This is a genomic window from Streptomyces sp. NPDC046215 (assembly GCF_040646215.1).
GTDB classification, from domain to species: Bacteria; Actinomycetota; Actinomycetes; order Streptomycetales; family Streptomycetaceae; genus Streptomyces; species Streptomyces stramineus.
Map to the genome: position 1 here is coordinate 1 of NZ_JBEYZW010000063.1, position 25,744 is coordinate 25,744.

A 25,744-nucleotide genomic window follows, 5' to 3' on the forward strand; every position below is an offset into this window, starting at 1 on the left:
GCGGCCTACGCCCTGGGCGTGCGGGCCGAGCGGACCCGGCTGCTGGTCATGGGCGGCGCGGTGACCCTGACCGCCGTCGCGACCGCGGCCGCCGGCGCAGGGCGCCCCCCACCGATCAGAACAGCCGCAACTTGTCGTCCTCGATGCCCCGCATCGCGTTGTAGTCCAGCACGACGCAGCCGATGCCCCGGTCCGTCGCGAGCACGCGCGCCTGCGGCTTGATCTCCTGCGCGGCGAAGACGCCGCGCACGGGAGCCAGGTGCGGGTCGCGGTTGAGGAGCTCCAGATAGCGCGTGAGCTGTTCGACGCCGTCGATGTCACCGCGCCGCTTGAGCTCCACCGCCACCGTGGCGCCGTCGGCGTCCCGGCACAGGATGTCGACCGGGCCGATGGCCGTGGGGTACTCGCGGCGGATCAGGGTGTAGCCGTCGCCGAGGATCTCGATGCGGTCCGCGAGGAGCTCCTGCAGGTGCGCCTCCACCCCGTCCTTGATCAGGCCGGGGTCGACGCCGAGCTCGTGCGAGGAGTCGTGGAGGACTTCCTCCATCGTGATGATCAGCTTCTCGCCCGCCTTGTTGACCACCGTCCACACGTCCCCGTCGCCCTCCTTCAGGGTGCACGGCGGGGACATCCAGTTGAGGGGTTTGTAGGCACGGTCGTCCGCGTGGATCGACACGCTGCCGTCCGCCTTGACGAGGATCAGTCGCGGGGCGGAAGGGAGGTGGGCGGTGAGCCGGCCCGCGTAGTCCACGGAGCAACGGGCAATGACGAGACGCATGGTGAACCACGCTACTCGACACCGGCCACTTGACGCGATTCGCCCCTCTAAACCCGCTCCGGGCGTGGCTGGTTGTCGGTGCGTTCTCCTGGTGCCCCCGCAGTGGCCGATTTACCGTTGATGCGGGCGGCCGGCGTGCGGGCACAGGGCGTCGTCGTCCGCTCGCCCATCCCTAGACCCTGCTCGCTGGGGTTGTGAGCAAAGGAGAACTCATGTCGCTCGACGTCTCACCGGCCCTCCTTGAACAGGCCGAGCGAGGCGAGGTCGACGAAGCGGAATTCGTCGACTGCGTCCGGACCTCCCTGCCGTACGCATGGGAGATGATCAGCTCCCTGGTGGCCCGGCTGAAGATCGACGGTGGTGAGTTCGCCGACAATCAGACGCCTCCGCCGGACGAGCGGGCCCGCGGGCAGCTGCTGCGCGCCCTGGCGAGTGACGCGATCCGCGGTGCGCTGGAGCGGCACTTCGGAGTGCGCCTGGCGTTCCAGAACTGCCATCGAGTAGCGGTTTTCCCTCTCGACCCTTCGGTCGACGACCGCCTCGCCCGTTTCACCTCCATCCGCGGCCAGCTGCTGAACCAGTCTCCTGAGCTGCGGGACTGCTGAATATCGCTGCCGCTCCGCACGCGGGAGGCGAATCAGTGAGGAGCGGCAGCTCCCCCGCGTGATCGGCGGCGCGCGCGGGCGCAGTGCGAGTGATGTGTGGATTGCGGAGCCGCGGAAGCGGCCCGGGCCGGACGAGTATCAGACAAGCAGGGGGAGCACCTCGGAGCCCAGCCGGCGGACGTTGTCCTCGGTGGCGGCCAGATCGCCGGAGCCCTCGGTGAGGAGCGCGAAGCGGGTGATGCCCGTGCGCTCGGCGGTGGCGGCGAGGCGGTCCGCGCACAGCCGGGGCGTGCCCACGGGGTGGAGCTCGCAGAGCAGCCGCGTGTACTCCAGCGGGTCGCGCATCCGGCGGGCCCGGCCGTCGACGGTCACATGCGCGGCCAGGCCGTGGTGGAACCAGCCCGGCAGGGTCTTGAGCAGCAGCTCCGCGGCCTCCCGCGGCCGGTCCCCGACCTGGGCGACGCCCGCCGCCACATGACCGGCGCCCGCCACCGCCTCCGGCGAAAGCCCCGCCTCCCGGGCGCACTTGCGCCACAGGGCGACCATCTCCGCCTTCTCCTCGTCCCCGCTGTGCATCCCCAGGAGCATCGGCAGCCCCTGCCCGGCGGCCAGCCGGACGCTCGCGGGCGAGGTGCAGGCCACGATCACCGGCGGGACGGAACGATCCTCCAGGTCGTCGGGGCGCGGCACGACGGGGACTTCGCGGAAGGTGAAGCGCGGCCCGGTGGCGCTCACCCGGGGCTCGCGCAGCCAGCGCATCAGCAATTCGAGGGACTCCGGGAACCCCTCTTCGTAGGCGCCCAGACCGGTGTTGAAGACCTCCAGGTCCACCCACGGGCCCCCGCGGCCGACCCCCAGGGTGAACCTGCCCTCGGACGTCAGGTGCAGCAGCGCGGCCTGCTCACCCAGCGCGACCGGATGCGCGGTCGGCAGGACGCTCACCGCCGTGCCCACCTCGATCCGGCGGGTGCGGCCCAGCAGCAGGGCGGCCAGGGTCACCGCGGACGGGCAGACGCCGTACGGGACGAAGTGGTGTTCGCCGAGCCAGACGGCGTCGAGCCCGGCCTCCTCGGCGACCACGGCCGACCGCACGGCGCGGTGCAGTGCTTCCCCGTGCCCCTGACCGGGGAACTGTGCGGCTACGACGAATGCTCCAACGCGCATCGCTCTTACTCCTCCTAGCGACCGACGCGGCATCCCCCACGGAAATAACGCCTGACACGTGCCCTGGGCACGGCCCGGCGTGAAGTTTTCATGATGATCGGAGAACGTGCGGTGGGCGCCGGGGGGACGCCTGTCGGGGATGGTCACCGTGACGCGTAACCTGGTCACGGCCCGTAGCTCCCCAGACCTTCGAGGTGCCCCGTGTCCCCGCGCCGAAACCGCCCGCGAGGCGGCGCAGACAAGCCCGCAGACGCTCCCCGCGAGGGTGGTGCCGAGCGCTACGGACTGGAGCGCTCGGAGAGCTGGCAGGGGGAGGAGTGGGCCGTCCGCACCATCGGCGGCGGCGCGGCCGCCAAGCACTACCGCTGCCCCGGCTGCGACCAGGAGATCCCGCCGGGGGTCCCGCACCTCGTCGCCTGGCCGCAGTACGGCAGCGGGGTGGAGGACCGGCGCCACTGGCACAAGGCGTGCTGGAACGCGCGAGACCGCCGGAGCGCGCGGCTCCAGCGGTCTCGTCAGGCGCCGCGCTACTGACCGCGGCGGGCGGGTCGTTACGCGTCGCGCTTGAGCAGCGAGGCGTACGCGGCGGCCAGCGCGGCGGCCGCGATGCCCAGCATGATCAACACCGGGGACCAGGTGCCGAACGGCAGGACGTCGCCGCTGATGTCGTCGCTGTTGCCGCTGTAGAGGGCGAAGAGCTGGACCGGGATCGAGTACGTCGCCAGGAACTCCCGCACGTCCGCGAGGGTCTCGCCGGCCATGAAGATCGTCAGGATCAGCGGCAGCAGGACGACGCCCAGCATCGCGGTGATCGCACCGGCGGAGTGCCGCACCAGCGTGCCGATGGCGAGCGCGATCAGACCCACCAGGGCCACGAACAGACTGACGCCGACCGTGCCGCGCAGCCACTCCGAGCCGTTCGCCTCGCGGAGGCCGTGATCGGCCAGCAGCGACGACCCGATCATCGCGACCAGCAGGGTGGACACCACGGTGGTCGCGAAGACCAGCAGGAAGAATACGAGCGCCTTGGCCGTGAGCACCCGCGCCCGGTCGGGGCAGGCGGTCAGCGTCGTACGGATCATCCCGGTGCCGTACTCGGCGGAGATCGTCAGCACCCCGAGGGTGACCACGCACAGCAGGCCCAGCAGCACGCCGAAGACGCCGAAGCCCAGCGGCGAGGCGTCACCCGCGTCGATGTCGTCGCCCGACGCGGCGGCGATGGCGGAGAACAGCACGCCGATGCCGAGGATGAGCGCGACCATGACGCCCAGCGTCCAGAGCGTCGACCGCACCGAGCGGATCTTGGTCCACTCCGAGGCGAGGGCGTCCCCGAGGGTCGCCCTGCGCATCGGGATGGGGGAGACGTACCCGGCCATGGGCGCGGCGCCGGGCCGCTGGTGCGGCACGGGCTGCGCGTAGGCACCGGCCGGCGCGGGCGCCGGCGGGGGCGCCTGCGGTGCGGCCTGCGGGGGCATCGGAGGCTGGGGGGCGGTCATCGGGCGTCCTCGCTGTCACGCTTGGTCAGGTCGGCGGGGGCGGATACGGGTGCGTCCACAGGTGCGTCCGGGGCCTCGGGCGCGGGAGGTGCCGGCGGTGCGGCCGGGGCTGCGGGGGCCGCTGTGACGGCCGGGGCCATAGCGGGCTGCTGCGGCTGCTGCTGGGCGTACGGGTTGGGCTGCTCGCCGGGCAGCGCCGGGTAGGGATTGCCCTGCGGCGCTCCCCAGCCCTGCTGCTGCGGGGCGCCGGGCGCGTACCCGTAGGGGCCCGCGGGCTGCTGGAGGCCGGCCTTCTGGTCGGCCGTCGAGCGGTAGTCGACGGCGCCCTGGGTCATCCGCATGTACGCCTCCTCCAGGGAAGCCTGGTGCGGAGAGAGCTCCCAGAGCCGGATGTCGCTGTCGTGGGCGATGTCGCTGATGCGGGGCAGCGGGACGCCGGTGACGCGCAGCGCGCCGTCCGGCTCGGACAGCACCTGGGCACCCGCCTCGGCGAGGGCGGCCGCGAGCTTCTCGCGGCCCTCCGGCTCGGTGTCGGGGGTGCGGACGCGCGCGAAGTCCGCGGAGTTCGCCGAGATGAAGTCCTTCACGCTCATGTCGGCCATCAGCTGGCCGCGCCCGATGACGATGAGGTGGTCGGCGGTCACCGCCATCTCGCTCATCAGGTGCGAGGAGACGAAGACCGTGCGGCCCTCGGCGGCGAGCTGCTTCATGAGGTTGCGGACCCACAGGATGCCCTCGGGGTCCAGACCGTTGACCGGCTCGTCGAAGAGGAGCACCTGAGGGTCGCCGAGCAGCGCCGCGGCGATGCCCAGGCGCTGGCCCATGCCGAGCGAGAAGCCCTTGGAGCGCTTGCGCGCCACGTTCTGCAGGCCCACGACGCCGAGCACCTCGTCCACCCGGCGGGCCGGGATGCCCCCGAGCTGGGCGAGGGAGAGCAGGTGCAGCCGGGCGCTGCGCCCGCCGTGCACGGCCTTCGCGTCGAGGAGGGCACCGACCTGGCGGGGGGCGTTGGCGAGCCCCCGGAAGGGGTGGCCGCCGATGGTGACGTGTCCCGAGGTGGGCGTGTCCAGACCCAGGATCATGCGCATCGTCGTCGACTTGCCGGACCCGTTGGGGCCCAGGAAGCCGGTGACGGCCCCCGGCCGCACCTGGAACGACAGATTGTGCACGGCCGTCTTGGCGCCGTAGCGCTTCGTCAGACCGACTGCCTCGATCATTCTCCGCCCCTCGCGAGCTGTTGCGGGGCATGGGCCCCCGTAAGGGTTAGGAGCATAACGACGAACTGACGGTTCCCGTTATGTGAGATTTACGGATGAGGTAAAGGCCGCATCACTCTCGGTGAGAAGCGGTGGCAGCTCCCCGTAGGCGCGGTCGGCGGGCGCGGCGCCGTCGGCCGGCGGCGCCGGGAGGCCGTCGGCCGTCCGGACCCAGCCCTCGCGCCGGAACACCTGCTTCCCCGCCTCACGGGCGGCCGGATCCGCCGCCGCCCGGGCGACCCAGACCTCGGGGCCGGGCCCCAGGAGGCGGCGCAGGGCCGCGGAGCCGGCGAGCAGTCGGGTCAGAAGGGCGCGCTGGTCACCGCCGCCGGGGCGGGGCAGCCCGGTGGCGGGGTCGGTCAGGACGCCGTGGGAGCTGACGTAGAGGTACGCGCCGGCCAGCCGCTCCCCGGACGGCATGGCCATCGGGAAGCCGGTGCCGGGCAGCAGCACCCGCCGGTAGTTGAGCTCCGTCGCGTCGACCGCGGCGAGCTGCGCGCCGTCCAGCCAGCTGATCACCAGGGCCTGCTCGCCGGCCGGATCGGCGTAGGGCGTCGCGGCTACGTAACCGTGCCGCCCGATGTGCCCGGAGCAGCCCACGGCCAGGCCCCGCACCAACACCGGGACCATCGGCACGGTGGTGGAGAGGCCGGCGCCGTCGAGCTTGTGGTGGAGCTGGGCGGGGGAGGCGTTGGAGCCCACGGCGACGACGGGGTACCGGGCGTCGGCCGCGGGGAGGCCGAGGTGGCCGAGCAGGCGGTCGAGCTCCGGCTCCTCCTCGGGGTCGCCGTCCGGCGCGCTGCGCGGGTGGTCCATGGCCGCCACCACCGTCCAGGCGCCGAGCCGGGCGCCCGCCGCCACGCGCAGCGGGAGCAGCTCCCCGCCGGTGAGCAGGGCGGGCTCGGTGACCGGCCGGCCGGGGTAGGTCAGCGGCAGCTCGGCGGGCGCGCCGGCCAGGCCGAGCGCCGCCAGGCTGCGGTCGGTCACCGGGCTCCGGTCCTTCCGGCTCTTCCCGTCCTGCCGGCCCTGCCCGTCCTGCCGGCCCTGCCCGTCCTGCCGGTCTTTCCGGTCTTTCCGGGCGGACGGCTCCGGTCCCGCGGGGCGGGCGGCGGTCCCGGGGTGCCGCCCGCCCCGCAGCGCCTCAAGCGTCACGCTTCCTCAGCACCACGTACGCGCCGATCAGGGCGGCCACCACCCACACCACCATGATCGCGAACCCGCCCCAGGGCCCGTACGGCTTGTCGTCGTTGAAGGTGACGACCTGCATGACCTTCTGACCGGCCTGGTCGGGGAAGTACTGGCCGACCTTCTCGGTGGCCGAGACATTGCCCAGGATGGCCGAGATCAGGAAGAAGAACGGCATGAGGATGCCGAGCGAGAGCATGGGGCTGCGCAGCATCGTGGCGACCCCCATCGAGAACATCGCGATCAGCGTCATATAGAGCCCGCCGCCGATGACGGCCCGCAGGACCCCGGGATCGCCGAGATCGGCCCGGTGGCTGCCGAGCATCGCCTGGCCGACGAAGAACGCCACGAAACTCGTGATCATGCCGACGACGAATACCAGCAGAGTGGCGACGGCGATCTTGCTGAAGAGAAAGATGCCGCGCTGCGGAACCGCGGCCAGGGAAGTCCGGATCATTCCCGTGCTGTATTCGTTGGAGACGACCAGCACCCCGAAAACGATCATTGCGAGCTGGCCGAGACCCATACCCGCGAAACTCGTGAACGTCGGATCGAAAGCCAGCCGGTCCTCGGTGGACAGATCCTTGAAGTTGCTTTTGGTGAAAGCGCTGATCAACGCGCCCAGTCCGACGGTCACCACCAGGGCAAGACCGAGCGTCCACACCGTGGAACGGACAGATTTGATCTTCGTCCATTCCGATCGCAGTACCTGCGTCACCAGGGACATCGGCTCAGGATCCCTTCTTGCGCCAGTCGGATCCCCAGCCGGCTCCCGGGGGCGGCTGCCCCGGGCCCGGCGGCGGGACCGGGCCGCTGTGCGCGTGGTACTCCACCGACTCGGCGGTGAGCTGCATGAACGCCTCCTCCAGGGAAGCCCGCTGGGGGCTCAGCTCGTGCAGCACGATCCGGTGCCGCGCCGCGAGCTCACCGAGCCGCGCGGCGTCCCCGCCGTCCACCTCCAGCGAGCCGTCCACCCCCGTCACGTGCGCGATGCCGTCCTGCGCCAGGGCGTCCAGCAGCCGCTCGCGGTCGGGGGAGCGCAGCCGCACGTACGACCGGGAGTTCTGCGCGATGAAGTCGGCCATGCTGGTGTCCGCCAGCAGCCGGCCCTGGCCGATGACCACCAGGTGGTCCGCGGTCAGCGCCATCTCGCTCATCAGGTGCGAGGAGACGAAGACCGTACGCCCCTGGGACGCCAGGTTCTTCATCAGATTGCGGATCCAGTGGATGCCCTCGGGGTCCAGGCCGTTGACCGGCTCGTCGAACATCAGGATCTGCGGGTCGCCCAGCAGCGCGCCCGCGATGCCCAGCCGCTGGCCCATGCCGAGCGAGAAGCCCTTGGAGCGCTTTCCGGCCACCGAGGAGAGCCCCACCGTGTCCAGAACCTCCCGGACCCGGGCGCGCGGGATGCCGTTGCTCTGCGCCAGACAGAGGAGATGGTTGTAGGCGCTGCGACCACCGTGCATCGCCTTGGCGTCCAGGAGGGCGCCGACGGTCCGCAAGGGATCCCTCAGCTGCCGGTAGTGCCGGCCGTCGATGAGCACCGTGCCGGCCGTCGGGTTGTCCAGATCGAGCATCATGCGCATCGTCGTGGACTTGCCCGCGCCGTTGGGGCCCAGGAAGCCCGTGACGATCCCGGGCCGCACGGTGCAGGTGAGGCCGTCCACGGCGAGCTTGTCGCCGTAGCGCTTGGTCAGACCCCGCAGCTCGATCATTCAGCCACGGTAAGGGCACCCGCGCCGGCCCGCCACCGGTGTCGGGCCGTCCGGATGAACCCCCGCACGCGCCGGCGCCCCGGGCGTCACCTCAGGCGTCACACGGGGCGTCGGCGTACGGGGTCGTCGCGGTCAGCGGCTCTGCTGGGCCGGGACGCCGCGGGAGATCGGCTCGTCGTCACCGGGGGCCCCGGCCGCGGCCACGGCCGCGCCGGTCAGGGTGGCGAGCATCTCGCGGACGTTGGTCAGCTGGGCGTTGATGGAGTCGCGGCGGTTGGTGAGCGCCGCCAGCTCGCGCTCGGACTCGCTGCGGATCCGGTCCGCCTTGGCGTTCGCGTCGGCCACGATGTCCTCGGCCTGGCGCTGCGCGGTCTCCACCGTCTGGCGGGCCCGGCGCTCGGCGTCCGTCCGCAGCTTCTCCGCCTCCAGGCGCAGCTGCTCGGCCCGGTGCTCGATCTCCGCCAGCCGCTTCTCGGCCTTGGCCTGACGGGACGCCAGATCGCGCTCGGACTGCTCACGGCGCTTGGCGAGGTTGGTCTCGAAGTCCGCGGCGGCCTGGGCGGCCTTGGCACGGGTCTCCTCGAAGAGGGCGTCCGCCTCCTCACGCTTGGACTGCGCGTCCTTCTGTGCCTCGGCGCGCAGGGTGGCGGCGTCGCCCTTGGCCTTCTCGACGATCCGGGCGCCCTCGTCCTCCGCCTTCGCCTTGCGGTCGGCGGCGAACGACTCGGCGTCGTTGCGCACCTGCTGAGCGGCCGACTCGGCGAGCTCGCGGTGCTGCTCGGCCGCGCGACGGGCCTCCTCCCGCAGATCCTTGGCCTCTTCCTCGGCCAGCCGCAGGATCTTCTCGACCCGGGCCCCCAGCCCCGCGTAGGACGGCTCCGCGTCGTTGACCTGGGCCTGAGCATTCTGCGTTTCGAGGTGCAGTTCCTCGATGCGCTTTTCCAAAGAGGTGATGCGCGCGAGTGCGCTGTCACGGTCGGCGACGAGCTTGGTGATTCTGTCGTCCACCTGGCCGCGGTCGTATCCACGCCGCACGAGCTCGAAGCCGAAGGGGGAGGAAGTGTCACTCATGGGGTTCCTGTCATAAGAGACCGGTGAGGTGATAGAGGGAATCCTAGGGGTGCGAGCGGCGTGTCATCGAGTAGATGGTTGGCAGATCCGGAGAATGTCCCCCCGTTTGAGTGGCTACTTCTGTGACTGCTTGCCACCCGATCGAGTTGCACCCGCACCCGCTGCTGCCTTCACCCCGCCCTCTTTGGCGCTTCCCGCCCCCGGGGCTTCAAAAGACTCCAACGCTTCCAACACGTCCTGGACACGGGAAATCTCGGCATTGATGTCCTCGCGGCGGCGCACCAGCACCCCCAACTCCCGCTTTCCCTCCTCGACGAGGCGCTTGGCCTCCTCCGCACCCTCGGTGCGCAGGCGCTCCGCCTCGCGTACAGCGGCGTTCTTCCGCTGCTCGGCCTCCTTGAGCATGGCCTCGGACTCGCGCAGGACGGCGGCCTTCTTCTGCTCCGCCTCCTTCAGCAGCCCCTCGGCCTTGCGCACCGCGGCGAGCCGGACCTTGCTCGCCTCGTTGCTGGCGTCGGAGACCATCTTCTTCGCCTTCTCCTCGGCCTCCGCGAGCTGCTCCGTCGCGGCCGCCACGAGCTTGTCGCAGCGCTCGCCCGCCGACTGCATGGCCTCGGACGCCTCCCGGCGCGCCCGGTCGTGCAGCTCCTCGACCTCGCTCTCCACCCGGGTGCGCAGCTCGTCGGCGCGCTCCCTTATGGCGGTGGCGTCCCCGCGCGCCTCGGCGAGCAGGGTGTTGGCGTCCGCCCGGCCCTGCTCCACCAGGGCATTGCCCTCACCGGTGGCCTCGGCGACGATGCGCTCCGCCTCCCGGCGGGCCACCCCGACCATGGTGTCGGCCTGCTCCTCGGCGGCCGCCGCGGTGCGCACGGCCTCCTCCTGGGCCTTCGCGATCAGCGCGTCGGCCTTCTCGCCGGCCTCGTTGAGCCGGGTGGCGGCCGCCTCCCGCGCCTCGTCGACCGTCCGCTCGCCCTCGGCCCGCGCCTCGGCCCGCAGCCGCTCCGCCTCCATGACGGCGTCGGCCTTGAGCTTCGCGGAGTCCGCCCGGGTGCTGTTGGCGTTCTCCTGCGCCGAGCTGAGCGCCTCCGCCGCCTCCGCGGCCATCCGCTCGGCCTCGGCCGTGGCCTCGGCGATGAGGGTGTCCGCCTGCTCGGCGGCCTCCGAGCGGCGGGCGTTCGCTGCCTCCCGGGCCTCGTCCGCCGTACGGGTCGCCTCGGCCCGGGCCTGCTCCAGCGCCTCGGCGCCCTGGGCCCGCAGCCGCTCGGCCTCCGCCGCGGCGTCCGCCCGCGTCCGCTCGGCCTCGGCCGCCGCCTCAGCGCGGTGGGCCTTCGCGGCCTCGCGGGCCTTCGCCATGGCCGCGGCGGCCTCGGCGGCCATGCGCTCGGCCTCCTCCTGGGCCTTGGCGATCAGCGCGTCGGCCTGCTCGGCCGCCTCCGTGCGGTGGGCGTTCGCCGCCTCCCGCGCCTCGTCGACGATGCGGTCCGCGTCGTCCTGCGCGGAAGAGGTCAGCTCGGTCGCCTCGTTGACGATCCGCTCCGCCTCGGCGTGGCCGTCCGAACGCATCTTGTTCGCGTCCTCGCGGGCCTCGGCGCGCGCCCGCGCCGCGTCCTGCTCGGCCGCCGCCAGCGCGTCGGAGGCGTCCGTACGCATCTGCTGCGCCTTCGCGGACGCGTCGGAGACCATCCGCTCCGCCTCGGCCGTGGCCTTGGCGATCAGCGCGTCGGCCTGCTCGGCCGCCTCCGTGCGGTGGGCGTTGGCGGCCTCGCGGGCCTCGTCCACCGTGCGGGCCGCCTCGGCCACCAGCCGCTCGGCCTCGGCCGCGGCCTCCGCCCGCTGTGCCGCGGCGGCCTCGCGGGCCTCCTCCAGCGTGCGCGCCGACTCGGCCTGCAGCCGATCCGCCTCGGCGACGGCCTCGGCCATCAGGGCGTCGGCCTGCTCCGCGGCCTCGGTGCGGTGGGCCTCGGCGGTCTTGCGGGCTTCGTCGACGGTGCGGGCCGCCTCGGTGACGAGCCGCTCCGCCTCCGTCGTGGCCTCGGCCAGCAGCGCGTCGACCTGTTCGGCGGCCTCGGTGCGGTGGGCTTCGGCGGTCTTGCGGGCTTCGTCGACGGTGCGGGCCGCCTCGGTGACGAGCCGCTCCGCCTCCGTCGTGGCCTCGGCCAGCAGCGCGTCCGCCTGCTCCGCGGCCTCCGTGCGGCGGGCATCGGCCGCCGCCCGGGCCTCGTCGGCCGTGCGGGCGGCCTCCCGCTGCGCGGTCTCCACCGCCGCCTCGGCCTCGGTGACCATCCGCTCCGCCTCGGCCATGGCCTCGGCGAGCAACTCGTCCGCCTGCTCGGCGGCCTCCGTGCGGCGGGCCCCCGCGGCCTCGCGGGCCTCGTCCAGGGTCCGGGCGGCCTCCGCCTCCAGGCGCCGGCCCTCCTCGATCGCCTCGGCGACCGTGCGCTCGGCGAGCGCCTTGGCGGCCTCGGAGGCGCTCTGCGCCTCCGCGCGGGTCCGGGCGGCGTCCTCGCCGGCCCGCTCCCGCTCGGCGTAGGCGTCGGCACGGACCCGGTCCGCCTCGATCTGGGCGTCGGTGACCGTCCGCTCGGCGTTGTGCTCGGCGGCCGAACGCAGCCCGGCGATCTCCTCCTCGGCCTGCTCGTGCAGCCCCGCGACGGCGTCCCGCACCTGCTGGGCTGTCTGCTCCGCGGCCGAGACCAGCTCCGAGGCGCGCTGCTCGGCCTCCTCGACCAGCCGCTGCGCCTCCTCCTGCGCCTCGGCGACCCGCTTGCGGGCCGAAGCCAGCAGCTCCTCGCTCTGCTCGCGGGCGGCCTCGCGCTCGGCCTGTGCCTCGGTCCGGGCGTCGCCCAGCAGCTCCTCCGCCTCCCGGCGGCGCCGGGCGGCCTCCTCCTGGGCAGCCGTGAGCGCCTCGGCGGCCTCGGCGGCCGTCCGCTCGGCGGCGGCGTTCGCCTCCGCACGCACCCGGTCGGCCTTCTCCTGAGCCTCCGAGCGCAGCCGCTCCGCCTCCGCGGCGGCCTCGGCGCGCAGCCGGGTGCCGGCGCTCTCGCCCTCGGCGCGGGCGGCGGCGGCCTCCGCGGCGGCCTCGGCCCGCAGCCGCTCCGCCTCCGTCTCCGCCTGCTCCCGCAGGGTCCGCACCCGCTCCGCGGACTCCGTGCGCTGCCGCTCGGTCTCCTCGGCGGTCTCCCGGCGCAGCCGCTCGGCCTCCGCACGGGCCTCGCGCAGCGCCTCCTCCGCGGCCTCGACGCGGGTCTCCGCCTCGGTGTGCAGCCGGGTCAGCTCGGCCTCGGCCTCCTCGCGCCGCGCCCCGGCGGCCCGCTCGGCCTCCTCGCGCAGCTGCCGGGCGGCCTCGGCGGCCTCGGTCCGGGTGCGCTCGGCGTGGTCCTCGGCCTCCTCGGCCATCTCCTCGGCCTCGGCCCGGGCCCGGGCCAGGGCCTCCTCGGCCTGCTTGCGCAGCCCGGCGGCCCGCTCGGCGGCCTCGGCGCGCACGCGCTCGCTCTCGGCGCTCGCCCCGCCGCGGGTCTCCTCCGCGTCGGCCTTGGCCTTGGCGAGCAGCTCCTCGGCGGTGCTGGCCGCCTCCTCGATCTGCTGGAGCGCCTCCCGGCGCGCCTCGCCGCGGATCCGCTCGCTCTCGGCGACGGCGTCGGCGCGCAGCTGCTCGGCCTCGCCGCGCAGCCGCCGGGCCTCCTCCTGGAGCTCGACGGTCTTGGCGCGGTACTCCTTGGTGTCGTCCTTGGCCGCGCCCTTGAGCTGCTCGGCGGTGTCCGCGGCCTGCCCGCGCAGCCGCTCGGCCTCCGCCTCGGCCTCGCGGCGGATCCGCTCGGCCTCGGCCGCGGCCGCCTTCGTGGCGGCCCGGGCGTCCTCGGACGCCTTGGTCAGCATCTCCTCCGCGGTCCGGGCGGCCTTGGCCAGCTGGGCGGCGGAGTCCTCGGCGGCCGCGCTGCGGGCCTTCTCGGTGGCCTCGGCCAGCAGCCGGTCGGCCTGCGCCTTGGCGTCGTCGCGCAGCTGCTCGGCCTCGGCCTTGAGGGCCTCGGCGTCCTTGGTGGCCTCGCCGACCAGGCGGGCGATCTCCGCCTTGGCGGTGCGGGTGCGCTGCTCGTTCTCCGACTCGGCGGAGGACAGCTGCCGGGTGGCGGACTCCTTCGCCTGAGCGAGGACCTTCTCGGCCTCGGCCCGCGCCTCGCGCAGGGCCGTGTCGGCCTCCTGGATCCGCGCCTCGGCGGCGCGCGTCAGCTCGGCCGCGGCCGCCCGGGCCTGGTCGGACTCGGAGCTGGTCGCGGTGCGCAGCTGCTCGGCGTGGTCGGTGGCCTCCTGGGCCTGGGCGGAGGCGGCGGCCAGCAGCCGCTCCGCGTCCGCGCGGGCCCGGCGCAGCAGGGCCTCGGCCTCGGCGCGGGCCTCCTCGGCGGCGGCGTTGAGCCGGCCGCGGGCCTGCTCGGTCAGGCGCTGGGCCTCCGCGCGGGCCGCGGCGAGCGACTGCTCGGCCTCGGCCCGGGACTCCTCCATCAGCCTGCGGGCCTGGGACTCCGTGCGGGCGCGCAGCTGCTCGGCCCAGGCGACGTTCTCGTTGACGTGCGACTCGACGGTCTGGCGGCGCTCGTTGAGCTCCTCGTCCAGGCGCTGGCGGCGGGCGACCGCCTCCGCGTGGAGCTCGGCCTCCATCCGGGCCTGGCGCTCGGCCTGCTCCTGCAGCAGCCGCTGCGTCTGGGCGCGCGCCTCCCGCAGCTCGCGCTCGGCGTCGGTGCGCAGCTGTTCGGCCTGAATCTGGGCATTGCGGAGCAACTGCTCCGCCTGGTACCCGATGTCGGCGGTGTCGTACGCCGGGCGATGGGCGAGATTGCGGCGCGCCTCGTGGAGCTTGGCGCGCAGCACCTCGACCTGGTAGCCGAGGTCGTCGGCGTGCTGGACCGCCTTCTCCCGCTCCTTCTTCAGCCGCTCCATCTCGGCTTCGAATTGCGAGAGGTGGTCGTCAGCCTCGTAGCGGTCGTTGCCCCGCACTGCGCGGTCCCATCCGTCCCCTGGTCGCGTTGGCGGCCGGCCCTGTCCCGCGTAACCGGTGGAACCCGGAGCCCGCCCTTCCGAAGAAATGGTGTCAGATCATCGGTACAGCCTGGGCCGGGCCCCCACCCCATGAACCCCGGCCGAACCAGCACTCTACCGGCCGGGGGAGGTGCGGGTCAGTGCTCAGGGTCCGCGGGGGGTGCCGAGGTGACCAGTTCGGTCAGTACGCCGTGGCAGTCCTTGGGGTGGAGAAAGGTGATGCGGGAGCCCATGGAACCGGTGCGCGGCTGGTCGTAGAGGACCCGGACGCCCTTGTCCCGGATGTCCGCGGCGTCGCCGTCCACGTCCGCCGTACCGAACGCGATGTGGTGAACGCCCTCGCCGTTCTTGGCGAGCCACTTGCCGACCGCCGAGTCCTCCCTGGTGGGCTCCAGGAGCTGGAGGTAGGAGGCCCCGCCGTCGGAGGTCTCGTTGATTTTGAGCATGGCCTCACGTACGCCCTGCTCTTCGTTGACTTCGGTGTGGAACACCTCGAAGCCGTAAGTGGCACGGTAGAACTCGACAGTGGTGTCGAGGTCGAAGCAGGCGATCCCGATGTGGTCGATGCGCGTCAGCATGGAACCAGTGCACCGCCCTCCGGCTCGGTTACGCAACGTGCGCGCGATCACACCTTCCGCCCGGTGACCGGGCGCCTACCGCTCAGTACATTGACGGAAACCATCGTTAACCTCTCGCTCGAAGGGGCCGCGCCTCATGTCTGGTACGAACGGTTCGACCGGCACCACCTCCGTGATCGTCGCGGGCGCCCGTACGCCCATGGGCAAGCTGCTCGGGTCCCTGCGGTCGTTCTCCGCGGCCGACCTGGGCGGCCTGGCCATCAAGGCCGCGCTGGACCGGGCGGGCATCGGCGGTGACCAGGTGCAGTACGTGATCATGGGTCAGGTCCTCCAGGCCGGCGCGGGCCAGATCCCCGCCCGCCAGGCGGCCGTCAAGGGCGGCATCCCCATGAGCGTCCCCGCCCTGACCGTCAACAAGGTCTGCCTCTCGGGCCTCGACGCCATCGCGCTCGCCGACCAGCTCATCCGCGCGGGCGAGTTCGAGATCGTCGTGGCGGGCGGCATGGAGTCGATGACCAACGCCCCCCACCTGCTCCCCAAGTCCCGTGAGGGCTACAAGTACGGCTCGATCGAGATGCTCGACTCGATGCACCACGACGGCCTCTCGGACTCCTTCGAGAACATCGCCATGGGCGAGTCCACCGAGAAGCACAACACCCGCCTCGGCATCGGCCGCGCCGCGCAGGACGAGCTCGGCGCGCGCTCCCACCAGCGGGCCGCCGCCGCCCAGAAGAACGGCGTCTTCGAGGCGGAGATCACCCCCGTGGAGATCCCGCAGCGCAAGGGCGAGCCGGTCGTCTTCAGCAAGGACGAGGGCGTCCGCGGCGACACCACCGTCGAGGTCCTCGCCAAGCTCCGCCCGTCCTTCGCCAAGGACGGCACGATCACCCCCGGCACCTCCTCGCAGATCTCCGACGGCGGCGCGGCCGTCGTCGTGATGAGCAAGGCCAAGGCCGAGGAGCTGGGCCTCGCGTGGATCGCCGAGATCGGCGCCCACGGCAACGTGGCCGGCCCCGACAACTCCCTCCACTCCCAGCCCTCCAACGCGATCAACCACGCGTTGCGCAAGGAGGGGCTGACCGTCGAGGACCTCGACCTCATCGAGATCAACGAGGCGTTCGCCGCCGTCCTCGTGCAGTCAATCAAGGACCTCGGCGTTTCCCCCGACAAGGTGAACGTCAACGGCGGTGCCATCGCGCTCGGCCACCCCATCGGCATGTCGGGCGCGCGCACCGTCCTGCACCTGGCGCTGGAGCTCAAGCGGCGCGGCGGCGGCGTCGGCGTGGCCGCCCTGTGCGGCGGTGGCGGCCAGGGCGACGCCCTGATCGTCCGCGTGCCCAAGAAGTGACCGGGGGTAGGTAACCGGCGGGCCGGGAGCACCCCGAAAGCGCGGATCGGAGCAGACATGGCGGACGTCCCCACACTGGTCGAGCAGGCCCGGGAAGGCCGGCCGCGCGCCGTCGCCCGGCTGATCTCCCTGGTGGAGGGGGCGTCTCCGCTCCTGCGCGAGGTGATGGCGGCGCTCGCCCCGCTGACCGGCGGGGCGTACGTCGTGGGGCTGACGGGTTCGCCCGGGGTCGGCAAGTCGACCTCCACGTCGGGCCTGGTCTCGGCCTACCGGCGGGCGGGCAAGCGCGTCGGGGTGCTGGCCGTCGACCCCTCGTCCCCCTTCTCCGGGGGCGCCCTGCTGGGCGACCGGGTGCGGATGTCCGACCACGCCTGTGACCCCGGCGTCTACATCCGCTCGATGGCCACCCGCGGCCACCTCGGCGGGCTGGCCTGGGCCGCCCCGCAGGCCATCCGGGTGCTGGACGCGGCGGGCTGCGACGTGATCCTGGTCGAGACCGTCGGCGTCGGCCAGTCCGAGGTGGAGATCGCCTCCCAGGCCGACACGTCCGTGGTGCTGCTCGCCCCCGGCATGGGCGACGGCATCCAGGCCGCCAAGGCGGGCATCCTGGAGATCGGTGACGTCTACGTCGTCAACAAGGCCGACCGCGACGGCGCCGACGCCACCGTCCGCGAGCTGGGCCACATGCTGGGCCTGGGCGCCTCCCGCGGCCCCGGAGACTGGCGGCCCCCCGTCGTCAAGACGGTGGCCGCCCGCGGCGAGGGCACCGACGAGGTCGTCGCCGCCCTGGAGAAGCACCGGGCGTGGATGGAAGAGCGCGGCATCCTCGCGGAGCGGCGCGCGGCCCGGGCCGCCCGCGAGGTGGAGACCATCGCGGTGACCACCCTGCGCGAGCGGATCGGCGACCTCCACGGGGACCGGCGGCTCGGCGCCCTCGCCGAGCGGATCGTCGCCGGCACCCTCGACCCGTACACCGCGGCGGACGAACTGGTCGCGGGGATCACCGAGACCTGAGCCCGGGGGCGCTCCGGTTGCGGTGACCGGCGGCCCGCCCGAGGGTGACAGTGTGATCCGCCCCCCGACGACCGGCTCGGCCCCGCGCCCCCTGCGCCCGGGCCCGGCACCCCGGGCCCACCCGTGGACGTGACCCGGCCCGTCCGCCGGCTCCTGAGCCGCGAGGAGGGGCCGCCGGCCGTGCGGCGCGCCGTCTGGGTGACCGTGGCCGGCTGCACCGGCTTCTACACCCTGGCCTACGCCCTGGACGAGCGCGTCATGGCCCTCTACGCCATGTTCGGCGCGCTGCCCCTCGTCCTCTTCGCGCAGCTCCCCGGGCCCGCGCGGCAGCGCACCCCGGTCTTCCTGGTGGTGCTGCCCGTCGGCTGCGCGCTGGTCACCGCAGGCACCCTGCTCGCCGTCAGCGACTGGGCCGCGGCCTGCGGCATGCTCGTGGTGGGCTTCGCCGTCTCGTTCCTGGGGATCGGCGCCCCGCGGCCGGCCGGGCCCGCCGCCGCCTTCCAGCTCTACTACGTCCTCCCGTGCTTCCCGCCCTACGCCCCCGAGACGCTGGGCGACCGGCTCGCCGGGCTCACGGCCGGCATCCTGCTCACCACCGTCGCCGACCGGCTGCTGTGGGCCGACCCGGCCCCGCGCCCGTACCGGGTGCGCCTCGCCGACGCGACGGCCGCCCTGGCCGGCTACTGCGGCGCCGTCGGACGGCTCCTGGCGGACGGCGGGCCCGGGCCCGCCGTCCGGGAGCTGGGCGAGGCGGCCGACCGGGCCCTGCACGCCACCCGGCTCTCGCAGGTGCCCCCGACGGAACGCCCCACCGCCGCCTCCCTGCGCGACCGTGCCCTCAACCACTCCCGCGCCGCCGCCCGGCACCTCCGCAACCAGCTCGACAGCCTCGGCCGGGGCCCCCTCGGCGGCTGTGTCCCCGACCCCGCCGCCGCCCGCCTGCTGGAGGCGGCCGCCGAGGCCCTGCGGCAGGCCGCGCGCACCCTGCGGGCCGGGACGCCCGAGCCCGGCGGCGACACCCTGTCCGGCGCCGTGCGGGCCTTCGACACCGCGCGCGCCGAGCACCACGGCGGCGTCACGCCCGAACGGCTGCGGCAGGGCGCGGTCGTCCGGTCGGCGGCCGAGGGTGCCCTGCTGGCCTGCGAGGCCGCCCGGATCGCGTGCGGGGCACAGCCCGGCCCGAGGTGGCGCGACCCCGGCGGCCCGTTCGCCTACGCCCTCGCCGGCCCCCTGAGGCGCTGGTGGCGGCGGCTCCGCCTGCACCTGACGCTCCGCTCGGTGCTCCTGCAGAACGCCCTCCGCCTGGCTGTGGCCCTCGCCTGCGCCCGCCTGGTGGCCGGGGTCCTGGACCTGCCGCACGGCTTCTGGGTGCTGCTGGGGACCCTGAGCCTGATGCGCACCTCGGCGGCCGACACCCGCGGCGCGCTCGTCCCCGCCTTCGTGGGCACGGCCCTCGGCGGCGCCGTCGCCACCCTGCTGCTCATGCTGGTGGGGGACGTGCCCGTCTTCTACGCGGTCGCCACCCCCGTCGTCATCCTGGTGGGCTTCAGCGTCGGCCCCGTCCTCGGGCCCGCCTGGACGCAGGCCGCGATGACCCTCACCTTCATGGTGCTCTTCGCCCAGATCGCGCCCCCCGAGTGGCAGCTGCCCGCCGTGCGGCTCGTCGACGTCCTGGTGGGCGGCTCCCTGGGCATGGCGGCGAGCCTGCTCGCCTGGCCGCGCGGCGGCCACGGGCAACTGCGCTGCGTCGTACGGGACTTCCTGAGCCTGGCCGCCGAGGGGGTGAAGGCGGTCACCGCCCAGCTGTCCGACGGCCGCGACCTCACGGGAGCGCGGCTGAAGCCGCTCCGCAGAGAGCAGGATCTGGCCGGGTCCTGCTACCTCCAGTACCGCACGGAGACCGCCTCCCGGCACGCCGCCGACCCGTCCTGGGAGGCCGTCATGCTGCCCGGCCGCCACGTCGTCGTCGGCGGCGAACTGATGCTGACGCGCCGTCATGAGGGTGCCGGGGAGCCGCTGCCGGTGGAGGCGGCCGCCGAACTGTCGACGCTGGCCGACCGGGTGGCCGCGGAGTGCCTGCGCACCGCCGACACCCTGCGGACCCCGCCGCCCCCGGCCCCGGACGCGCCGCCGCACCCGTACCCCGCTAGCGCGTCGGGGCCCCTGCGGCTGGCCTGTCACCCGCAGGCGCACGGGATGACGGTGGACGACGCCCTGCTGATCACCGACATCGAGGCGTGGCTGACCGGAGTGGCCCACGACGCGGAACGAGCCCGCCGGGCGACGGTCCGCGCCGCGAGACACCCCGGCTGACCGCCGGCCCGCGGCGTTGACAGGCGGCCGCCCGGGTGGTTTCAATGATCACGTGTCGCGTGACGCCGACCGAAGAGCAGTGGGCAGGACGGCGATCGGGCGAACACCATCATCGAGGGACCACGCCATGAGCTCATCCTCCGCACCCCGCGTCTGACGTACCCGCAGGCCCAGCCGCCTGCCCCGACGTCCCGACGTCGGCGCGTCCGTACGTCTTCCCTTGATCGATCCGCGGGCCCGGCGCCCCCGTGCGGCCCGTGCCGCCGCCGCGCGTGCCACCGCGGACCACACCTCACCGGAGACCGCATCCGCATGTCCACGCCCACATCTTTCAACCAGTCCGTCATCGAGGAGTTCCGGGCCGACGGAGGAAAGGTCGGCGGCCCCTTCGAGGGCGCCGACCTCCTCCTGCTGACCACCACCGGCGCCAAGTCGGGCGAGCCGCACACCACCCCGCTCGGCTACGTCCGCCACGACGGCCTGCTGCTGATCATCGGGTCCAACCTCGGCGCGCCCCGGCACCCCGCCTGGTACCACAACCTCCTCGCCCACCCCGTGGTGAGCGTGGAGATCGGCACCGAGGAGTACGAAGCGGTCGCCGTGCCCGCCGAGGGCGAGCGCCGCGACCGGCTGTTCGCGCACGTGGCGGACGTCGAGCCGGGGTACGGGGAGTACCAGGAGCGCACGAGCCGGATCCTGCCCGTCGTGGCGCTGGAGCGCGTCCCGGCCGGGGAGGCCGCCCGGGAGGTCACCAACCTCGCGGAGAAGCTCCTGGAGGTCCACACCTGGCTGCGCGCGCAGCTGCGGCACGTCCGCGCCGAGACCGACGCCCACTTCGCCGCCCGGGCCGCCCACCGGGGGCCGGGCGCGCCGCCGCCGCCCGGGCTGGGGCTCCAGATCCGGCAGCACTGCCTGGCGTTCTGCCAGTCCCTGGAGTTCCACCACACCACCGAGGACGCGCACCTCTTCCCGGCTCTGGCCCAGCACCACCCCCACCTGCGCGGGGCGCTGGAGCGGATCCGGGACGAACACCGCACGGTCGCGGCCGTCCAGGGCGAACTGGCCGCGCTGCTGGCCGACATCGGCACCGCAGACCCGACCCGTTTCCGCACCGAACTGCGACGCATGTCACGGCAGTTGACGGCCCATCTGGATTACGAGGAAGAGTCGCTGATCCCCGTCCTCGCCGAGATCCCCTGGCCCCCGGGCCCGCCGGCCGCCTGACCCGGCGGGGGGATGTCACACAACGCTCATACACATGATCGAACCGGACCTTGTTCAAGGTCGTCCTTCTCTGTACAGCCCTTTCCGCAGGGAGACGCCTCGTTCAGGAGCGACCGACCCTTGAGCAAGCACCGGACCACCACAGCGCGCCCCCGCCGCACCAGGAGGGAGAAGACGGCCGACAAGGCTCGCAGGCGCTTCGTCGACTACCCGCGGCGCGGCCGGCGCGGTGTGCGGCGCTGGCTCCCGTCGTGGCGGCAGGTCCTCGCCGTCGTCGCCGTCCTCGTGGGCGGCGTCGCCGGCCTCTTCGCCTGTGTCTACGCGGCCGTCGACATCCCGGACGAGAACGCGGCCGCCCGCCAGGAGGCCAACACCTACTACTGGTCGGACGGTTCCCAGATGGTGAGCCTGGGGGAGGTGAACCGGAACATCGTCAAGCTGTCCGACGTGCCGGAGAGCGCCCGGAACGCCGTGATAGCCGCCGAGAACGCGAGTTTCTACAGCGACGCCGGTGTGTCGTTCAAGGGCATCCTCCGGGCGTTCGCCAGCACCGCCCAGGGGGAGGAGACCCAGGGCGGTTCCACCATCACCCAGCAGTACGTGAAGAACACCTACCTCTCCCAGGAGCAGACCGTCTCCCGGAAGGTCAAGGAGTTCGTCATCTCGCTGAAGGTGGACCGGACGAAGAGCAAGGACGACATCCTCCAGGGCTACCTCAACACCAGCTGGTTCGGGCGCGGCGCCTACGGCATCGAGGCGGCGGCACAGGCGTACTACGGCATCCCCGCCAAGAAGCTCGACCCGAGCAGGAGCGCCGTGCTCGCCTCCCTGCTCAAGGGCGCCGAGCTGTACGACCCGTCGGTGAGCGAGGGGAACCACCGGCGCGCCGTGGACCGCTGGAAGTGGATCCTCGACCGGCAGGTGGCCGTCGGCCTGCTCCCGCAGAAGGAGCGGGACACCTACCGGGAGTACCCCGAGCCCCGCAAGCAGTCCCTGTCCACCAGCCTCGGCGGCCAGACCGGCTACCTCGTGGACGTCGCCAACAAGAACATCAAGCAGCGCGCGATGCTCACCGACCAGGATCTCGCCCACGGCGGCTACAAGATCTACACCACCTTCGACAAGAACCGGGTGCGGCAGCTGACGCAGGCCGTCCAGGGCGTCCTGGACCGGAACATCGACGAAGGCAAGCGCCCCGAGGACGCCGGTGTCCAGGTCGGCGCCGCCTCCGTGCGGCCCTCGGACGGCGCCGTCCTCGCCCTGTACGGAGGCCCGGACGCCACGAAGCACTTCGCCAACAACGCCGACACCGCCGGGGTGCCCGCGGGGTCGGCCTTCAAGCCGTTCGTCCTCGCGGCGGCGCTCCGGCACGGCGCGCGCCCCGAGGCGGGCGACGACGAGCGGCGGGAGGTGACACCCGGCAGCTTCTACGGCAAGGACGGCAAGCTGCGGCCCGCCGCGGACGACTCCTCGGAGGACGCCGCGGACGAGGGCGCCCCGGCCGGTTCGCCCGAGGGCCCCGACGACGCGCACCCCACCCTGGGACAGGCCCTCGCGACCGGCGGCAACGCCACCTACGGCCGGCTCGGCCGGGACGTGGGCCTGGAGAACGTCCGGGACACCGCCGTCGGCGCCGGCCTGCTCAAGGACAGCATGGCCAAGCTGGAACAGACCTTTCCCATCGGCACCTCGACCCCCAGCGCGATCCGGATGGCCGGGGCGTACGGCACGTTCGCCAACCGCGGCCTGCAGAACGACCCGTACTCGGTGACCAAGCTCCTCAAGGACGGCACCCCCGTCGGCGGCTTCGACAGCCGGGCCAAGGCCCGGCGGGCCCTTCCGAAGGACGTGGCCGACGACGTCTTCGACACGCTCCGGGAAGTGGGCGCGAAGAGCGTCGAGGACATGGACCCGGCCGCCGCCGCGAAGGCCGGCGCGTTCGCGGCCGGGCGGACCGGCGACCAGGACCGGCTGAGGTCCGCGTGGTTCGTCGGCAGCACGAAGGAGCTGTCCACCGCCGTGACGATGTTCCGTACCAAGCCGACCGAGCCGCAGCTGCTGCCGATGTCGGACGTCGGAGGGGAGGACTCCCGGCGGGGGAACGTCTTCCCCGCCCGGATCTGGGGCGACTACACGGGCGCCGCGCGCTCCTGAGAGCGGCCGGCGCACGGCGGGCCTCCCGCCGTGCGCCGCTCGGGTTAGGACCGGCCCCGCGCGGACCGCAGATGCTGGGCCACCGGCGCCAGGGACGCGTGCAGGGACTTCAGATCCGCCTCGCCCAGCAGATCGATGAAGTGCTCCCGCACGGAGGCGACATGGTGCGGTGCGACCTCCCGCATCGTCTCCCAGCCCTGCTCGGTGAGCACCGCGTACAGACCGCGCCGGTCGGACTCGCAGTTCTCGCGGCGGACCAGGCCCGCGTTCTCCATGCGGGTGATCTGGTGCGAGAGCCTGCTCTTGGACTGCAGGGTGGCGGTCGCGAGGTCGCTCATCCGCATCCGGTGGTCCTCGGACTCCGAGAGGTTGACGAGGATCTCGTAGTCGTTGTTGGTGAGGCCGAACGGCTGGAGATCCCGCTCCAGCTGGTGCATCAGCAGCCGGCTGACGTCCAGGTGGGCGCGCCAGGCGCGTTGTTCCTCTTCGCTGAGCCAGCGGGTGCCGTTCTCGGTGTCCATAGACATAGAGGAATTCTACCTAAGAAAGTTGAAAGATTAACCACTAAGGACGCGAGGTGTCAGGTCAGGCGTTCGACCCGTCACACTCTGCAGGGTACCGCTCACAGCCCGAAGCGGCGCTGGAGGTCCCCCAGCTGGCCGGGCATGCGAGGGGTGGATGGCTGATTCGCAGGGCTTGCGCCCGGGACGCCGGCCTGCTGGGGCGTCGCGCCCGTCGCGATCTCCGCCATGAGCTGCTCGGTGGACTGCAGCAGCACCGTGCCCGCCCCGACGAACTCGAACTGGTGCTCCTCACCGGAGGTGCCCCCCACGCCCGTCAGCGCCCGCACCCCGCCCAGGACCCCGCGCAGGTACTGGTGGTCGTAGTGGTGGCACGGCGACGGGCAGTCGGACCAGCCGACGAGCGCCTGCGGGTCCACCCGGATCGGCGGCTCCACGAAGACGACCGGACCGTTGGACGCCGCCACGAACTTGCCCGTGCCGATCAGCGTCAGGAAGCCCGGGATGATCGACTGCTTGAGGGAGAGCGACGGCTGGAAGGCCAGCAGATTGCCCGACCGGACCGTGAGGTTGCCGTCCTCCAGATCGAAGGAGTTGACGTCGAAGGAGCGGTCCGCGAGGAGCATCTTGCCCTGCCCTTCGGCGACCACCCAGTCGGCGGCGTGCAGGGGGGAGTGGAAGCTGGAGGCGATCAGCCGGTCCAGGCGGCCGTGGCCGATGCCGTTGAACTCGATGCGCCCGTAGTAGGCGATCATCTTGCCCTTCTGCAGGAACCACTGGCCGTCGAGGTCCACGCTGAAGGCGTACGGGTTGACGTTGTCGTCCGCCGGGAGCGTCGCGGCGTCATGGATGACCGGGCCGTTCACAGCTTCTCCTCCGATGCCTGCACGTACACCGTGCCCTCGCCCGACAGCTCCAGCTGGAACGCCTCGCCCGAGCCGCGGCCGACCATGTCGCGCCAGCCGATCGCCGTCGAGAGCTTGTTGCGCACCTCGCCGCGGTGGGCGACGTACGCCTGCGGATCCACGTGCACGGGCCGCTGGGGCCGGATCGGCAGCTCGATCACCCCGCCGTGCGCCATGACCGCCACCGCGCCGTGCCCCTTGAGCGTGGTGGTGAACAGCCCCTGGCCGCTCACCTGGCCGCGCACCATGCCCATCACGCCGCCCTGCGACCCCATGAACATCGTGCCCTGCTGGAGGGAGCCGTCGAAGGCGAGCAGCCGGTCGGCCTCCACGTAGAGGGTCTCGCCGGCGAGCTCCACCACCTGGACGTGGTGGCCGCCGTGGCCGAACATCACCGTTCCGCTGCCCTCGACGGTCATCAGCGGCGTCGCCTCATTGGCGATCCGGCGGCCGATCATCCCCATCACACCGCCCTGGCCGCCGGTGATGCTGGGCGTGAAGGAGACGTCGCCCCGGTAGGCGAGCATCGCGCCGCGCTGGCTGAACATCCGCTGCCCGGGGACGACGTGGGCCTCGACCATCCGCGAGTTGAGGAGCCGGAAGGGCATCAGACGTCGCCTCCGATGGTGTTGCGCTCGCTGGGCTGGACGTACACCAGTCCGTCGCCCTCGAAGCGGATCTGGAACGCCTCGCCGGATCCCTCGCCGATGACCGTGCGGAAATTGACACCCGACTGGAAGTGCTGCTTGAGCTTGCCCGTGTGGGCGATGTACGCGCCCGGGTCGACCTGCAGCGGCATGGCCGGGGTCACCCGCAGCACGATCGCCGTGCCCGCCGACATGATCGCCGCCTGGCCGGTGCCCTCGACGGTGGTGGTGAACAGGCCCGTGCCCTGGGAGGCGCCGCGCAGCCCGGTGAAGGAGGTGCCGGTGCGCAGGGACGCGTCCGTGCACAGCAGATTGCTGGCCTCGACGTACAGCGTGTCGCCGCTCAGCGTGACGAGGTTGACCTCGCTCGCCCGGTCGGCGAAATAGCAGGTGCCGTGGCCCTTCACCTCCATGACTTCCATCTGTTCGCCGGTGAGCCGGCGGGTGACCATGCCGCGCAGGCCGTCACCGCCACCGGTCATCTTCTTGAACGCCATCTCGCCCTCGTACGCGACCATGGCCCCGTTCTTGGCCTTGACCGCGTCGCCCGAGAGATCGACGGCGAGTACTTTGCTCCCCTGGAGCCGAAACTGAGCCACCCCATGACGCTAGCGGCACGGCCCGCCCCTCCGACAGGCCCTTGGTCCCGGATCGGACCCGGATCTCTTGATCGACATCCGAGCTGCGACAATGGACCGGCTTGTGAATGCCGTCACAAGCTGTAGTCGCCCTGCCACTC

General features: G+C 73.1%; 21 protein-coding genes. 7 read left to right on the plus strand and 14 right to left on the minus strand.

Annotation, left to right across the window (positions count from 1 at the left end; genetic code table 11):
- Nucleotides 1-115: 115 nt before the first annotated feature.
- Nucleotides 116-778, minus strand: coding sequence for an endonuclease NucS (gene nucS, locus ABZ951_RS24010; protein WP_344097639.1), 663 nt, complete (start codon nucleotides 776-778; stop codon nucleotides 116-118).
- A 212-nt stretch (nucleotides 779-990) separates the two neighbouring features.
- Here nucS and ABZ951_RS24015 point away from each other — a divergent pair, with 212 nt between their 5' ends.
- Nucleotides 991-1,383, plus strand: a complete 393-nt coding sequence (locus ABZ951_RS24015; RefSeq protein WP_344097641.1) for an SCO5389 family protein — start codon at nucleotides 991-993, stop codon at nucleotides 1,381-1,383.
- A 138-nt stretch (nucleotides 1,384-1,521) separates the two neighbouring features.
- Here the strand turns inward: ABZ951_RS24015 and ABZ951_RS24020 are convergent, their stop codons facing one another.
- Nucleotides 1,522-2,547 (minus strand): LLM class flavin-dependent oxidoreductase, encoded by a 1,026-nt coding sequence (locus ABZ951_RS24020; RefSeq protein ID WP_344097643.1) that lies wholly within the window; start codon nucleotides 2,545-2,547, stop codon nucleotides 1,522-1,524.
- Nucleotides 2,548-2,748: 201 nt separating this feature from the next.
- Here ABZ951_RS24020 and ABZ951_RS24025 point away from each other — a divergent pair, with 201 nt between their 5' ends.
- Complete coding sequence (locus ABZ951_RS24025; RefSeq protein ID WP_344097645.1) at nucleotides 2,749-3,081, plus strand: ATP/GTP-binding protein; 333 nt, start codon at nucleotides 2,749-2,751, stop codon at nucleotides 3,079-3,081.
- Nucleotides 3,082-3,098: 17 nt separating this feature from the next.
- Here ABZ951_RS24025 and ABZ951_RS24030 read toward each other — a convergent pair whose 3' ends face one another.
- The 8 genes from ABZ951_RS24030 to mce form a co-directional block, all read right to left on the minus strand.
- Nucleotides 3,099-4,043 (minus strand): ABC transporter permease subunit, encoded by a 945-nt coding sequence (locus ABZ951_RS24030; RefSeq protein WP_344097648.1) that lies wholly within the window; start codon nucleotides 4,041-4,043, stop codon nucleotides 3,099-3,101.
- A complete protein-coding gene (locus tag ABZ951_RS24035; RefSeq protein WP_344097650.1) occupies nucleotides 4,040-5,260 on the minus strand; it encodes an ATP-binding cassette domain-containing protein in 1,221 nt (406 codons plus the stop codon). Before ABZ951_RS24035 ends, ABZ951_RS24030 begins: the two co-directional genes overlap by 4 nt.
- A gap of 78 nt (nucleotides 5,261-5,338) precedes the next feature.
- Nucleotides 5,339-6,286 (minus strand): hypothetical protein, encoded by a 948-nt coding sequence (locus ABZ951_RS24040; protein ID WP_344097653.1) that lies wholly within the window; start codon nucleotides 6,284-6,286, stop codon nucleotides 5,339-5,341.
- Between the two features lie 154 nt (nucleotides 6,287-6,440).
- Complete coding sequence (locus ABZ951_RS24045; RefSeq protein WP_344097655.1) at nucleotides 6,441-7,211, minus strand: ABC transporter permease; 771 nt, start codon at nucleotides 7,209-7,211, stop codon at nucleotides 6,441-6,443.
- Between the two features lie 4 nt (nucleotides 7,212-7,215).
- Entirely contained in the window at nucleotides 7,216-8,199 is a 984-nt protein-coding gene (locus ABZ951_RS24050; RefSeq protein WP_344097658.1) for an ATP-binding cassette domain-containing protein, read from the minus strand.
- Nucleotides 8,200-8,331: 132 nt separating this feature from the next.
- Nucleotides 8,332-9,270 carry a cellulose-binding protein gene (locus ABZ951_RS24055; RefSeq protein WP_215081657.1) on the minus strand — a complete coding sequence of 313 codons (939 nt, stop codon included), beginning with the start codon at nucleotides 9,268-9,270 and terminating at the stop codon, nucleotides 8,332-8,334.
- 114 nt (nucleotides 9,271-9,384) lie between these two features.
- The gene (gene scy, locus ABZ951_RS24060) at nucleotides 9,385-14,259 is read right to left on the minus strand and encodes a polarized growth protein Scy (protein ID WP_361280655.1); all 4,875 of its coding nucleotides are present in this window, start codon (nucleotides 14,257-14,259) and stop codon (nucleotides 9,385-9,387) included.
- A gap of 179 nt (nucleotides 14,260-14,438) precedes the next feature.
- Nucleotides 14,439-14,879, minus strand: coding sequence for a methylmalonyl-CoA epimerase (gene mce / locus ABZ951_RS24065; protein WP_344092700.1), 441 nt, complete (start codon nucleotides 14,877-14,879; stop codon nucleotides 14,439-14,441).
- 172 nt (nucleotides 14,880-15,051) lie between these two features.
- Here mce and ABZ951_RS24070 point away from each other — a divergent pair, with 172 nt between their 5' ends.
- The 5 genes from ABZ951_RS24070 (at nucleotide 15,052) to ABZ951_RS24090 (ending at nucleotide 22,932) form a co-directional block, all read left to right on the plus strand.
- Nucleotides 15,052-16,227, plus strand: a complete 1,176-nt coding sequence (locus ABZ951_RS24070) for an acetyl-CoA C-acetyltransferase (RefSeq protein ID WP_344092794.1) — start codon at nucleotides 15,052-15,054, stop codon at nucleotides 16,225-16,227.
- A gap of 57 nt (nucleotides 16,228-16,284) precedes the next feature.
- Entirely contained in the window at nucleotides 16,285-17,241 is a 957-nt protein-coding gene (gene meaB / locus ABZ951_RS24075) for a methylmalonyl Co-A mutase-associated GTPase MeaB (RefSeq protein WP_344092702.1), read from the plus strand.
- A gap of 123 nt (nucleotides 17,242-17,364) precedes the next feature.
- Nucleotides 17,365-19,554, plus strand: coding sequence for an FUSC family protein (locus ABZ951_RS24080; protein ID WP_361280657.1), 2,190 nt, complete (start codon nucleotides 17,365-17,367; stop codon nucleotides 19,552-19,554).
- Between the two features lie 312 nt (nucleotides 19,555-19,866).
- On the plus strand, nucleotides 19,867-20,778 hold the full coding sequence (locus ABZ951_RS24085; RefSeq protein WP_344092707.1) for a nitroreductase/quinone reductase family protein: 912 nt from the start codon (nucleotides 19,867-19,869) through the stop codon (nucleotides 20,776-20,778).
- A gap of 120 nt (nucleotides 20,779-20,898) precedes the next feature.
- A complete protein-coding gene (locus ABZ951_RS24090) occupies nucleotides 20,899-22,932 on the plus strand; it encodes a transglycosylase domain-containing protein (protein WP_344092710.1) in 2,034 nt (677 codons plus the stop codon).
- Between the two features lie 44 nt (nucleotides 22,933-22,976).
- Here ABZ951_RS24090 and ABZ951_RS24095 read toward each other — a convergent pair whose 3' ends face one another.
- The 4 genes from ABZ951_RS24095 to ABZ951_RS24110 form a co-directional block, all read right to left on the minus strand.
- A complete protein-coding gene (locus ABZ951_RS24095) occupies nucleotides 22,977-23,453 on the minus strand; it encodes a MarR family transcriptional regulator (protein WP_344092796.1) in 477 nt (158 codons plus the stop codon).
- A gap of 101 nt (nucleotides 23,454-23,554) precedes the next feature.
- A complete protein-coding gene (locus tag ABZ951_RS24100) occupies nucleotides 23,555-24,319 on the minus strand; it encodes an AIM24 family protein (protein ID WP_344092712.1) in 765 nt (254 codons plus the stop codon).
- Nucleotides 24,316-24,966: an AIM24 family protein gene (locus ABZ951_RS24105; protein WP_344092714.1), complete on the minus strand. Its 651-nt coding sequence runs from the start codon at nucleotides 24,964-24,966 to the stop codon at nucleotides 24,316-24,318. Before ABZ951_RS24105 ends, ABZ951_RS24100 begins: the two co-directional genes overlap by 4 nt.
- Entirely contained in the window at nucleotides 24,966-25,604 is a 639-nt protein-coding gene (locus tag ABZ951_RS24110) for an AIM24 family protein (RefSeq protein WP_344092716.1), read from the minus strand. Before ABZ951_RS24110 ends, ABZ951_RS24105 begins: the two co-directional genes overlap by 1 nt.
- Nucleotides 25,605-25,744: the final 140 nt, after the last annotated feature.

Bases quoted from the DNA above. Each gene is read 5' to 3' on its own strand.
- nucS (WP_344097639.1), bottom strand. From the start codon at position 778: ATGCGTCTCGTCATTGCCCGTTGCTCCGTGGACTACGCGGGCCGGCTC.
- ABZ951_RS24015 (WP_344097641.1), top strand. From the start codon at position 991: ATGTCGCTCGACGTCTCACCGGCCCTCCTTGAACAGGCCGAGCGAGGC.
- ABZ951_RS24020 (WP_344097643.1), bottom strand. From the start codon at position 2,547: ATGCGCGTTGGAGCATTCGTCGTAGCCGCACAGTTCCCCGGTCAGGGG.
- ABZ951_RS24030 (WP_344097648.1), bottom strand. From the start codon at position 4,043: ATGACCGCCCCCCAGCCTCCGATGCCCCCGCAGGCCGCACCGCAGGCG.
- ABZ951_RS24035 (WP_344097650.1), bottom strand. From the start codon at position 5,260: ATGATCGAGGCAGTCGGTCTGACGAAGCGCTACGGCGCCAAGACGGCC.
- ABZ951_RS24045 (WP_344097655.1), bottom strand. From the start codon at position 7,211: ATGTCCCTGGTGACGCAGGTACTGCGATCGGAATGGACGAAGATCAAA.
- ABZ951_RS24050 (WP_344097658.1), bottom strand. From the start codon at position 8,199: ATGATCGAGCTGCGGGGTCTGACCAAGCGCTACGGCGACAAGCTCGCC.
- ABZ951_RS24055 (WP_215081657.1), bottom strand. From the start codon at position 9,270: ATGAGTGACACTTCCTCCCCCTTCGGCTTCGAGCTCGTGCGGCGTGGA.
- mce (WP_344092700.1), bottom strand. From the start codon at position 14,879: ATGCTGACGCGCATCGACCACATCGGGATCGCCTGCTTCGACCTCGAC.
- meaB (WP_344092702.1), top strand. From the start codon at position 16,285: ATGGCGGACGTCCCCACACTGGTCGAGCAGGCCCGGGAAGGCCGGCCG.
- ABZ951_RS24085 (WP_344092707.1), top strand. From the start codon at position 19,867: ATGTCCACGCCCACATCTTTCAACCAGTCCGTCATCGAGGAGTTCCGG.
- ABZ951_RS24095 (WP_344092796.1), bottom strand. From the start codon at position 23,453: ATGGACACCGAGAACGGCACCCGCTGGCTCAGCGAAGAGGAACAACGC.
- ABZ951_RS24105 (WP_344092714.1), bottom strand. From the start codon at position 24,966: ATGCCCTTCCGGCTCCTCAACTCGCGGATGGTCGAGGCCCACGTCGTC.